The 11439-nt window shown below is 52.3% G+C and carries 10 protein-coding genes; 8 read left to right on the top strand and 2 right to left on the bottom strand.

All coding sequences use genetic code 11. The features are described from left to right. The first annotated feature begins 143 nt into the window (after positions 1-143). The 6 genes from HP572_RS02720 (at position 144) to HP572_RS02745 (ending at position 6146) form a co-directional block, all read left to right on the top strand. On the top strand, positions 144-1193 hold the full coding sequence (locus tag HP572_RS02720) for a type II asparaginase (protein WP_205552855.1): 1050 nt from the start codon (positions 144-146) through the stop codon (positions 1191-1193). Positions 1194-1670: 477 nt separating this feature from the next. Continuing rightward, on the top strand, positions 1671-2192 hold the full coding sequence (gene aroL / locus HP572_RS02725; RefSeq protein WP_240584727.1) for a shikimate kinase AroL: 522 nt from the start codon (positions 1671-1673) through the stop codon (positions 2190-2192). Positions 2193-2331: 139 nt separating this feature from the next. After that, complete coding sequence (gene ppnP / locus HP572_RS02730; RefSeq protein ID WP_005975968.1) at positions 2332-2616, top strand: pyrimidine/purine nucleoside phosphorylase; 285 nt, start codon at positions 2332-2334, stop codon at positions 2614-2616. Positions 2617-2890: 274 nt separating this feature from the next. Beyond that, complete coding sequence (locus HP572_RS02735) at positions 2891-4171, top strand: nucleoside permease (RefSeq protein WP_240584728.1); 1281 nt, start codon at positions 2891-2893, stop codon at positions 4169-4171. Beyond that, the gene (locus HP572_RS02740) at positions 4168-5169 is read left to right on the top strand and encodes an ADP-ribosylglycohydrolase family protein (RefSeq protein WP_240584729.1); all 1002 of its coding nucleotides are present in this window, start codon (positions 4168-4170) and stop codon (positions 5167-5169) included. The genes HP572_RS02735 and HP572_RS02740 overlap by 4 nt, the downstream gene beginning before the upstream one ends. After that, positions 5169-6146, top strand: coding sequence for a PfkB family carbohydrate kinase (locus tag HP572_RS02745; RefSeq protein WP_240584730.1), 978 nt, complete (start codon positions 5169-5171; stop codon positions 6144-6146). Before HP572_RS02740 ends, HP572_RS02745 begins: the two co-directional genes overlap by 1 nt. Here the strand turns inward: HP572_RS02745 and HP572_RS02750 are convergent. Next, positions 6120-6866: a GntR family transcriptional regulator gene (locus HP572_RS02750; RefSeq protein WP_205552846.1), complete on the bottom strand. Its 747-nt coding sequence runs from the start codon at positions 6864-6866 to the stop codon at positions 6120-6122. The genes HP572_RS02745 and HP572_RS02750 overlap by 27 nt on opposite strands. Positions 6867-7402: 536 nt before the next feature. Between HP572_RS02750 and HP572_RS02755 the strand changes: the two genes are divergently transcribed. Beyond that, positions 7403-9193 carry a methyl-accepting chemotaxis protein gene (locus tag HP572_RS02755; protein ID WP_240584731.1) on the top strand — a complete coding sequence of 597 codons (1791 nt, stop codon included), beginning with the start codon at positions 7403-7405 and terminating at the stop codon, positions 9191-9193. A gap of 108 nt (positions 9194-9301) precedes the next feature. Here HP572_RS02755 and rdgC read toward each other — a convergent pair whose 3' ends face one another. Continuing rightward, positions 9302-10231 (bottom strand): recombination-associated protein RdgC, encoded by a 930-nt coding sequence (rdgC, locus tag HP572_RS02760; RefSeq protein WP_205552842.1) that lies wholly within the window; start codon positions 10229-10231, stop codon positions 9302-9304. Between the two features lie 289 nt (positions 10232-10520). On the opposite strand from rdgC, the gene mak reads away from it, so the two are divergent. Continuing rightward, positions 10521-11432, top strand: coding sequence for a fructokinase (mak, locus tag HP572_RS02765; protein ID WP_240584732.1), 912 nt, complete (start codon positions 10521-10523; stop codon positions 11430-11432). Positions 11433-11439: the final 7 nt, after the last annotated feature.

The following is an 11439-nucleotide window of genomic DNA, read 5'->3' on the forward strand; positions in this document are numbered from 1 at the left end:
CAGGCATATATTAATTCGTTGAATTCTGGGGCAGAATAAGCGCCAATGTTGGCAGGCTGCCAACAGAGTGGATTTTTTTTGCTTACAGATCAGGCACCTGACGTATCTGGTCTGCCACTTAACTCAATAAGTTGGTATAGGTTATGAAAAGGATATTTAACGCATTATTCGTTGTTGTTTTTGTTTGTTTTTCGTCTCTGGCAAATGCTGCAGAAAATCTACCTAACATTGTTATTCTGGCAACGGGCGGTACGATTGCTGGTTCCGCTGCGGCCAATACGCAAACCACGGGGTATAAAGCGGGTGCGCTGGGCGTAGAGACGCTGATTCAAGCGGTGCCAGAGCTGAAAACGCTTGCCAATATCTCAGGCGAGCAGGTTGCCAGCATCGGCAGTGAAAATATGACCAGCGACGTGCTGCTGAAGCTGAGCAAGCGCGTGAACGAGCTGCTGGCACGCAGCGATGTTGATGGCGTGGTGATTACGCACGGTACGGATACACTCGACGAATCGCCTTACTTCCTGAACCTGACGGTGAAGAGTGACAAACCGGTGGTCTTTGCCGCCGCGATGCGTCCGGCAACGGCAATCAGCGCTGACGGCCCGATGAACCTGTACGGCGCAGTAAAAGTGGCAGCGGATAAAAACTCTCGCGGTCGTGGCGTTCTCGTTGTGCTGAACGACCGTATTGGTTCTGCTCGTTTCATCAGCAAAACCAACGCTTCTACGCTGGATACCTTTAAAGCGCCAGAAGAAGGTTATTTGGGCGTGATTATCGGTGACAAAGTTTATTACCAGACGCGTCTGGATAAAGTTCACACCACGCGTTCCGTATTTGACGTGACCAACGTAGATAAACTGCCAGCCGTTGATATCATTTATGGCTATCAGGATGACCCTGAATACATGTACCACGCGTCTATCAAGAACGGCGCGAAAGGTATTGTCTATGCGGGTATGGGCGCAGGCACTGTATCCAAGCGCGGCGATGCGGGCATCCGTAAAGCGGAAAGCGCGGGCGTTGTTGTTGTACGCTCCAGCCGTACCGGCAGCGGCATCGTGCCACCGGATGCGGGTCAACCGGGTCTGGTTGCCGATTCTCTGAGCCCAGCTAAATCACGCATTCTGCTGATGCTGGCGCTGACGAAAACGACGAACCCAGCGGTGATTCAGGATTATTTCCACGCGTATTAATCGTCTGATCGGTTTGTAGTGTGGTAGCCCCGCCTTTAAACGCGGGGCTTTTTATACCCGTCATACTTCAAGCTGCATGTGCGTTGGCGTCGTTCAGTCACCCGAATCACTTACTTGAGTAAGCTCATCGGGATGCCCTCGCTCGCCGCGTTACGAGGCTCGTAAGTGAGCCTCGCCCTAGCGGGCCAACGCTTTGCGTTGTTCAAAACGTTAACGTTTTGTCCTGCAACTCGAATTATTTAGGGTATATTTCCTGTCATTCAATTTTTACTTTTAGTTATTCAACTTTTCGTTTCCACTGAGAAGTCACTTCCCTCTCTGTTGATTTTATCGGTATGATTCAGCCCACGACAAAGCAGGTAATCACCCCTATTTATCTTTGATACCCGAAATAATTTGAGTGGCGGGACTGCCTACGCGCGTCCAGCTTGAAGTATGGCGGAGCGGGTGAATTAAAGAAGAAGGATACGTCATTACATGACACACCCCATTTTTATGGTTGGTGCCAGAGGCTGTGGGAAGACCACCGTTGGGCATCAACTGGCACAGGCGTTAGGGTATGACTTTGTCGATACCGACCTGTTTATGCAGCAGACCACCAATATGACGGTAGCTGATGTGGTTGCACAGGAAGGATGGCATGGGTTCCGCCAGCGCGAAAGTCTGGCGCTTCAGCAGGTGACGTCCAACCGCTGCATCGTCGCGACAGGCGGCGGTATGGTGCTGACGGAAGCCAATCGGCGCTTTATGCATGACAAAGGCACCGTCATTTACCTCCATGCGGATGCCGAACTGCTGGCCCAGCGGCTGGAGGAAAACCCGCAGGATAACCAGCGTCCGACGCTGACGGGTCGCCCTATCGCCGAGGAAATGGCTGATGTACTGGCCGCGCGCGAGGCGCTGTATCGCGGTGTCGCACACCACGTCATCGATGCATCACAAACGCCAGAAGCGATTGTGGCAAGCGTGTTGAAGGCACTACGTCCGTCGGCAGCATAGGAAGGTGGGCCGGACACTGGCAAAATAATCACCAGTCAGTGTTACCGAACACCAACTTTCAATGAATAGATCGTGACAGTGGCTCGACTCTCCTTTTAAGATGAATTTCCTGAATTTTTTCGATGATAGGTGCCGCGCTATGCTGAATGTAAATGAGTATTTTGCAGGGAAGGTCAAATCAATCGGTTTTGAAGGCGATAGCATTGGCCGCGCCAGTGTCGGCGTCATGGATGCGGGTGAATACACCTTTGGAACCGGACAGCCGGAAGAAATGACGGTGATCACCGGAGCATTGAAAGTACTGCTGCCAGGCGCACCGGATTGGCAGGTTTTCACACCGGGAGAAACGTTTTTCGTTCCGGGAAAAAGTGAGTTCAACTTACAGGTGGTCGAACCGACCTCTTATCTGTGTAAGTACCTGTAGTGTAAGTACCTGTAATAGCTATTCTCTCTCTGTAGAGTAGATCATTCTCGCCGCGTTGTGTACGACATAACGCGGCGTTTTCTTATGCAATCCTGCCTCATCCCCCTTGTTCCCCAACACGGTTAGTGCCTTTCTCTGCCATTCTTCCCCTGATGGTAATAAATAATGCTGCAAAAATGTTAAGTAGCTCAAGTAATGAACGCAAAGGTATTTAAAAGGTATTATTAATTGGTATTTTAAAGGTGTACCTTACTCAGTCATGAAGGATGTAAATATGAAAACTACAGCAAAGCTGTCGTTCATGATGTTCGTTGAATGGTTTATCTGGGGAGCCTGGTTCGTTCCACTCTGGCTTTATCTGAGCAAAAGCGGATTTACGGCGGGTGAAATTGGCTGGTCGTATGCCTGTACTGCGATTGCCGCGATTCTGTCGCCGATTCTGGTGGGATCGCTCACCGACCGCTTCTTTGCCGCACAGAAGGTGCTGGCAGTCCTGATGTTCGCCGGGGCGATACTGATGTATCTGGCGGCCCAGCAAACGGAATTTATGTATTTCTTCCCGCTGCTGTTGGCCTATTCGTTGACCTACATGCCGACGATCGCACTGACTAACAGCATCGCCTTCTCGCATGTGGCCGATGTAGAACGGGATTTTCCTCGCATCCGGGTATTGGGAACGATTGGCTGGATCGCCTCTGGCATCGTCTGCGGTTTTCTGCCGACATGGCTTGGATTTAGCGATATTTCGCCCACCAATGTTCCGCTGCTGATTACCGCTGCCAGCTCCGCGTTGCTCGGCTTCTTTGCATTTTTCCTGCCCAATACGCCACCAAAAAGCACCGGCAAGATGGATGTTAAAGTCATGCTGGGGCTGGACGCTATTGTGCTGCTGAAAGACAGAAATTTTCTGGTGTTTTTTGTCTGCTCCTTCTTGTTCGCGATGCCGCTGGCGTTTTATTACATCTTTGCCACGGGCTTCCTCACCGAAGTCGGCATGAAAAATGCCACTGGCTGGATGACGCTTGGCCAGTTCTCTGAAATCTTCTTTATGCTGGCGCTGCCGTTTTTCACCAAGCGTTTTGGTATTAAAAAGGTATTATTACTGGGGCTGGTGACGGCGGCTATCCGCTATGTCTTCTTCGTCTACGGCGATGCTTACCACTACTTCACATACGCACTGCTATTCCTCGGCATTCTGCTGCACGGCGTGAGTTACGATTTTTACTATGTGACCGCCTATATCTACGTTGATAAAAAAGCGCCAGTGCATATGCGCACGGCCGCGCAGGGGCTGATTACGCTCTGCTGTCAGGGTTTCGGCAGCCTGTTGGGATATCGTCTGGGTGGCGTGATGATGGAGAAACTTTTCGCCCACGGTGAGCCGGTGAACGGCCTGACCTTTAACTGGACCGGTATGTGGCTGTTTGGTGCGGTGATGATCGCGATTATTGCGCTGATCTTTATCCTGTTTTTCCGTGAATCGGATAAGACGATCTCGACCATTGATGTAGACGGTGCAAAAAACAAGCATTTCAGTACAGAGGAAAGCAAATGAAACAAGAACGTATTCTCGGTGCCTTATACGGCCAGGCTTTAGGGGATGCGATGGGCATGCCATCGGAACTGTGGCCCCGAACGCGCGTGAAAGCGCATTTCGGCTGGATTGATCGCTTTTTACCCGGTCCGGCGGAAAATAATGCGGCGTGCTATTTTGGCCGCGGCGAATTTACGGATGATACCTCGATGGCGCTAAGTCTGGCCGACGCCATCATTGAATGTGATGGCGACATCAATGCCGATGCGATTGGCCGTCACATCCTGAAGTGGGCGGAGTCGTTTGATGCATTTAATAAGAATGTGCTCGGCCCAACCTCTAAAATTGCGTTGAAGGCGATTCGACAGGGCACACCGGTCAGCGAGCTGGAAAATAATGGCGTCACGAACGGCGCGGCGATGCGGGCGTCCCCGCTAGGCTGCCTGTTGCCTGCGCACGACCTTGATGAATTCATCGATCAGGTAGCGCTGGCATCCAGCCCGACGCATAAATCCGATTTGGCAATTGCAGGCGCGGTCGTCGTTGCCTGGGCGATTTCCCGGGCGATTGACGGCGCCAGCTGGCAGGAGATTGTCGACGCGTTGCCGTCTGTGGCACGCCACGCGCAGGAAAAGCGTATCACGACGTTTAGCGCCTCTCTTGCTGCGCGTATGGAGCTGGCGCTGAGTATCGTGCGCCGTGCAAACGGGACGGAAAGCGCCAGCGAGCAGCTTTATCAACTGATTGGGGCGGGAACGAGCACCATTGAATCCGTTGCTACCGCCATCGCGATGGTGGAACTGGCGCAGACCGATCCAAATCGCTGTGCGATTCTGTGCGCCAACCTCGGAGGGGATACCGACACTATCGGGGCGATGGCGACCGCAATATGCGGTGCGCTGCACGGGGTCACGGCCATTGATGCCGCGCTGAAGCAGGAACTGGATGACATTAACCAGCTTGATTTTTGCCGCTATGCCAGCCTGCTCCAGCAATACCGCTCCGCACGGGAGGCGTGATGAAGGCCAGCGAACTTGCCGCAAAACTGGATGGGCTAACGACACGTCAGCCGCTAACCATCATCGGGGCGGCGGTGATTGACGTGATTGCCGATGCTTACGCCCTGCCGTATCGCGGGTGTGATATCGAACTGAAGCAGCAAAGCGTGAATATTGGCGGCTGTGCCTTGAACATTGCCATTGCGCTTAAACGCCTTGGGATAGCCGCACAAAACGCCTTGCCTGTCGGGCAGGGCGTGTGGGCGGATATCATTCGTCATAGTCTGGAAAAGCAGAATATCACCACGGTGGTACAAACCGACTCGGGAGACAACGGCTGGTGTCTGGCGCTGGTTGAACCGGACGGCGAACGGACTTTTATGTCCTTCAGCGGGGTCGAGAACCAGTGGAGCGACAGTTGGCTGGCCTCGTTATCCGTCGCATCGGGGAGTTTGGTCTACCTTTCTGGCTATCAACTGGCGGCACCGTGCGGTGAGCGTCTGGTGAGCTGGCTGGAAAACTTGCATAACGTCACGCCATTCATCGACTTTGGCCCACGTATTGCCGATATACCGGGAAGTCTGATGGCGCGCATTATGGCGCTTCACCCCGTGGTTTCCCTTAATCGTCAGGAGGCGGACGTGGCGGCGGATATGCTCGGCGTGTCGGCTGATGTACAAACGCTGGGACGAGCCTGGCGGGCGGCATATCGTGCCCCAGTGATTATTCGTCAGGACAAAGCGGGAGCGTGGTATTTCGACGCGGCTTCTGAAGGCATCATCGCGCCGTTTCCGACAACGGTGGTGGATACCATCGGGGCAGGGGACAGCCACGCGGGCGGAACGCTGGCTGGCCTGGCGGCTGGGTGGTCGCTGGCCGATGCCGTCACGCTGGGGAACGCCGTTGCGGCGTATGTCGTGAGCCACCGCGGCGGAGACTGTGCGCCTACGCTGGATGAACTGCGTATGCGGTTACTCCTCGCAGACGAAAACGTATAGATCGCTGCGGCAATAGCTGATGCTGTACTCAATAGGCCGGTTCTGTGGGTCGAGCGCAATTTGCTTGATGACCAGAACCGGTACTTTATTATCAAGCTGAATGTGTGACTGAAACTCGGCATCGGGCATACGGGCACTGACGCGGCTGCGCGTACGCTGCGGATTGATGTTTTGGCTGCGAAAATAGTCATAAAGCGAGACGCCGATATCCTCAGCGTCAGCGATCAGATCAACAGGAACATACGATTCTTCAATCGAAACGGCGTCCTCATCTACATAGCGAATACGTTTCAACAGAAAAACGGGGGTATCTGGCGCAATAGCCAACTGCTCGGCCACTTCCTTGCTGCTTTTTACGATTTGTTTGTTTACCCACAGCGTATTGGGCTTTTTGCCCCGCAGCACGACCTGCTGGGAAAATCCGCGCGCCTCTTTCAACGAATATTCGAAAATATTATTGATTTGCGTCCCGTAGCCGCGCACGCGGGTCACTACGCCTTCTTCTTCCAACGTCTGCATCGCTTTACGCACGGTAATGCGCGATACGCCAGCCAGCTGGCTCAGGTCACGTTCTCCCGGCAGAATATTGCCATGTTCCAATGTGCCGCTGCGCACTGCGTTTTTTACCGTTTCGGCAAATTTTAGGTAGAGTGGAGTATTGTCTGTTGCCGCAAAGCGCTGCGTAAGCTGTTCTATTAATCGAGTATGCGCGTGTTCCATTCTTCTCTGATCCTGATCGGCCTGCGTAGACGCCATAATACCACTGGTCTTATTACCTCTATACTGAAAATGGCAATCGCGTATTTCCACATAAAATAAAATATTTTTAGTAATTTTTAGAGTTTTACTCTGTCATGAAAATGTCATCTATTCTTTGGAGCGCTAATCATTAATTCCATATATGAGTTATTTTATTTAATGATTTTTATTAATTAACAGAGTAAAAGAATGTCACGATTATTAGGAATAATCCCTGAATTGTTAAAATGCAACACATTACGGCATGTGATAATAATTTTATATTATGTGATTAAGTAAGTTTTTTATTTTATTTATTTTCTTTAATTTGGGTGTTTGTGTTGAATTACCGATTGGAGATCCATTTGATGTCTTTTTTTTTATAAGAGTGTGGTTGAACGTAGTAACTATTTTTCTGCGTTTTAAGATAAATAGCGATTGTTGAATGTGATCACATTCAAGTTTTATTTTTCTCTGCCGTTATGGATAGTATAACTATTCTACGCAAAGAGTATTTTATGCTGAAAACGACGCGATCCCGCATTCTTGCGGCCTGTTCTACCATTGTTGTGCTTTCACTTGTTATCAATACCTTTCTTAATTACACCATCGCCAATAACGCCAATAAGGAATCGATCCAGAATACGCTGAATGCGGTAGCAACGAGTCATAGTATTGCGATTAGTGACTGGGTTGCTTCTAAGACGCTGATGATCTCTGCGTTGCATGACCGTGTCATAACCGATGAGGATCCGATTCCGCTGTTTAAACAGATTGCGGCATCTGGCGGTCTCCTGAATGTGTACATGGGTTATGCCAATGGCACGGCCAAGTTTGCCGATTCTGGCGGTATCCCTCCCGATTACAACCCAACGATCCGCCCCTGGTATCAGCAGGCGGTGAAAGAGGGTAAACCGCTGGTCACTGCCCCCTACGTTGATGCGGTGACGAATACGCTGGTGGTTTCTTTCGTTGCTTCCGTGGTGGAAGGCGGAACGGTCAGAGGCGTCGTCGGTAGCGACGTCACGATGAAAAGTGTGATTGAAAACGTCAAAGCGATTAACCCAGCCAAAGATAGCTTCGGCGTTCTCATCGAGCGTAGCGGTCTGATCATTGCTCACCCAGATGAAAAGCTGACGCTGAAAAATATCACCGACATTGCTCCTGGGATTGATCTGAACGACATTCTTTCAGCCGATAGCGCCCGTGATGTGGATTTTTCTGGCGTGACAAAGCTCGTGGTGGCAAAACCGATTGCTGGCACGAACTGGTTCATGCTGGTGGCGTTGGACAAAGCTGAAGCGACAGCGGGCATGCGTTCTCTGCTGTCTACCTCTGTCGTCACGCTAGTTGTTATCGCGCTGCTGGGTACGCTGGTGATTGGTTTCATCATTGCGTCAGCGCTCAAGCGTCTGCTGCAAATCCGCGACGCAATGGATGATATCAGCAACGGTAATAACGATCTGACGCAGCGTTTGCCGGACGAAGGTCATGATGAAGTGGCGCAAATTGCCCGCTCGTTTAATATCTTTGTCGATAAGATCAGTCAGGTAATGATGCAGATTCGCGATATCAGCGCATCGCTTCAGGTTGCGGCGGATGAAATCTCGGCGGGGAACAACGATCTCTCTGCGCGTACTGAATCTGCGGCATCGAGCATTCAGCAAACCGCGGCCTCGCTGGAAGAAATTTCTGCGGCGGTCACACAGTCGGCAGGTTCTGCACAGCAGGTTAATGCGAAAGCGCTGCTGCTGTCGAAAGATGCTGGTACGGGCGGAAAAGTGGTGTCCGATGTGATTGTCACGATGGAAGAGATCGTGGTCGCGTCTGGCAAAATCGGCGATATCATCGGCGTGATCGATGGCATTGCATTCCAGACTAACATTCTGGCGCTTAACGCCGCGGTAGAAGCGGCGCGAGCGGGCGAACAGGGCCGCGGTTTCGCTGTGGTTGCCGGTGAAGTTCGCAGTCTGGCGCAGCGCAGTGCGCAGGCTGCAAAAGAAATTAAAGAGCTGATTGAATCGACGGTCTCCAGCGTGACCTCTGGCTCCGTGCAGGTTCGTCAGGCCAGCGACACGATGAATGAAATTGTCGGCGGCGTCTCTACGGTGAGTTCGGTGATGTCTGAAATCACGCATGCGGCTGATGAGCAAATGCGTGGCATCAACGAGATCAACAAAGCGGTCGCGCAGTTGGATTCGATGGTGCAACAAAACGCCGCGTTGGTGCAGGAATCTGCTGCTGCGTCGGGTGCGTTGCAGACACAGGCTGAAGAACTGAACGCCGTTGTCGGGGCATTCCGGGTCTAACGGGGTCAGGCAGTGAAGTGGTATTGCCCGCCGAACATTGGCGGGCAATCACCGACTGCATTAACAATCGACAGTATTAACAGTCAACAGTATTAACAATCGACAGCATTAACGCTGAGCTTCTCCGCCCAACGCTTCAATCAGATTTGCAATCAATGCCGCCAGCTCGCTGGTCATCAAAATAAAATCGGCATCAAATCGCTGAGCAAAATCTTCCCGATCGATATCGTCGTTTTGTTCCCGCAGCGTATCGGAGAACTTCAAGCGTTTTACCGAACCGTCCTCAGACAAGACCAACTGAACCCGTTCCTGCCAGTCCAGCGCCAGCTTGGTGACCAGTTTGCCCGCTTCAATGTGTACGGCGATTTCATCGCAGACCAAATCCTGTTTTTTACAGCGGATAACGCCGCCGTCTTCCAGAATGGCTTTCAGTTCTGCTTCATCCTGTAGCGCGAAACCTGCCGCCGGCTCACCGGAGCGAACCCACTCGGTCAGCGTCAGTTCGATAGGGTTTTCCATCGTCAGCGGCACAACAGGCAGCGAACCCAGCGTTTTACGCAGCAGCGCTAGCGTATCTTCCGCTTTTTTGGCACTGGCGGCATCGACCATAATCAGGCCGTTAACCGTATCGATCCACAGCCAAACCTGACTGAAACGGCTGAATGCACGCGGCAGCAGGCTATGCAGCACTTCATCTTTCAGCGAGTCTTTTTCGGTTTTTTTCAGCTTGCGGTGCTGTTCCGCTTCCAGACGTTCAATCTTGGCCTGAAGGGTTTGCTTGATGACCGGGGACGGCAGGATTTTTTCTTCTTTGCGGACGCAGATAACGATTTGCCCATTAACGACGTGCGTTAAGGCATCGCTATGGGATCCCATCGGCGAGACCCAACCCGTTTTCATCATATCCTGACTGCCGCACGGGGTGAACGTGAAAGCGCTGAGCCGTTTTTCCAGTTCATCCGCAGACAAAACGTTATCTTTGGACAGCACGCTGTCCCGGCTTAGGCGGTAAATCATTAAGTTCTTAAACCACAACATGGTGTTATCCCTGACTGGGCGCGCAGGTTTGCACGCGGGTTTGTAATGTTGCGCGCATGATAACGAATTCGAGACGGTTATGTGGAATAAAATACCGGGATTCAGAGGAATACCTATCACGCTTTGAATGGCAGCGGATTGGTTTCTCTGGTTATACCCGTCATACTTCAAGCGGCATGTGCGTTGGCTGCACGACTCGAATTATTTAGGGTTTCTATCTATAAATCAGAACGTTTTCAGGTCGGTAGTGAATTGACTCTGGCCTATTTACAACACGCGGGGAGACATCATGAGAATCGGTATCGATCTAGGCGGGACGAAAACGGAAGTCATTGCGCTGGATGATGAAGGGCAGGAACGCTTTCGGCAGCGTATGCCGACGCCCAGGAATGATTATCCGGAAACGCTGCGGACTATCGCCACGCTGGTGGAGATGGCTGAAAAAGCGACCGGCTCTCGCGGTAGCGTCGGTGTAGGGATCCCCGGTACGCTGTCGCCGTTTACTGGTAAGGTAAAAAATGCCAACTCCACCTGGCTCAATGGTCAGGCGCTGGATCTTGATCTCGCCACGCTGCTGAATCGGCCTGTGCGGGTTGCCAATGACGCAAACTGTTTCGCGGTTTCAGAAGCGGTTGACGGTGCCGGGGCAGGGAAGCAGACCGTCTTCGCGGTCATCATCGGAACCGGCTGCGGGTCTGGCATTGCGCTGAATGGTCAGGCTCACGTCGGCGGCAACGGTATTGCGGGCGAATGGGGACATAATCCGCTGCCCTGGATGGATGACGATGAGCTGCGCTATCGGCAGACGGTTCCCTGCTACTGCGGTAAGTCTGGCTGTATTGAAACGTTTATCTCCGGCACCGGATTTGCCGTGGATTACCAGCGCCTGAGCGGCCAACCGCACAAGGGCGAGGCCGTTATTGCCTTAGCGGAGCAGGGCGATCCCATGGCAGAACTGGCGTTACAGCGCTATGAACACCGTCTGGCAAAATCGCTGGCGCATGTGATTAACCTGCTCGACCCTGATGTCGTGGTGCTGGGGGGCGGAATGAGCAACGTTGCTCGTCTTTATCAGACCGTGCCAGAAAAGATTAAACCGTGGATCTTCGGCGGCGAGTGCGAAACGCCCGTGCTTCAGGCCATACACGGCGACTCCAGCGGGGTACGCGGAGCCGCCTGGCTTTGGCCGAAGACGAAGTAATTGCAGA

Origin of the sequence: Pectobacterium sp. PL64, assembly GCF_022477975.1 — a bacterium.
Classification (GTDB): domain Bacteria; phylum Pseudomonadota; class Gammaproteobacteria; order Enterobacterales; family Enterobacteriaceae; genus Pectobacterium; species Pectobacterium jejuense.

Bases quoted from the DNA above. Each gene is read 5' to 3' on its own strand.
- HP572_RS02720 (WP_205552855.1), top strand. From the start codon at position 144: ATGAAAAGGATATTTAACGCATTATTCGTTGTTGTTTTTGTTTGTTTT.
- aroL (WP_240584727.1), top strand. From the start codon at position 1,671: ATGACACACCCCATTTTTATGGTTGGTGCCAGAGGCTGTGGGAAGACC.
- ppnP (WP_005975968.1), top strand. From the start codon at position 2,332: ATGCTGAATGTAAATGAGTATTTTGCAGGGAAGGTCAAATCAATCGGT.
- HP572_RS02735 (WP_240584728.1), top strand. From the start codon at position 2,891: ATGAAAACTACAGCAAAGCTGTCGTTCATGATGTTCGTTGAATGGTTT.
- HP572_RS02740 (WP_240584729.1), top strand. From the start codon at position 4,168: ATGAAACAAGAACGTATTCTCGGTGCCTTATACGGCCAGGCTTTAGGG.
- HP572_RS02745 (WP_240584730.1), top strand. From the start codon at position 5,169: ATGAAGGCCAGCGAACTTGCCGCAAAACTGGATGGGCTAACGACACGT.
- HP572_RS02750 (WP_205552846.1), bottom strand. From the start codon at position 6,866: ATGGAACACGCGCATACTCGATTAATAGAACAGCTTACGCAGCGCTTT.
- HP572_RS02755 (WP_240584731.1), top strand. From the start codon at position 7,403: ATGCTGAAAACGACGCGATCCCGCATTCTTGCGGCCTGTTCTACCATT.
- rdgC (WP_205552842.1), bottom strand. From the start codon at position 10,231: ATGTTGTGGTTTAAGAACTTAATGATTTACCGCCTAAGCCGGGACAGC.
- mak (WP_240584732.1), top strand. From the start codon at position 10,521: ATGAGAATCGGTATCGATCTAGGCGGGACGAAAACGGAAGTCATTGCG.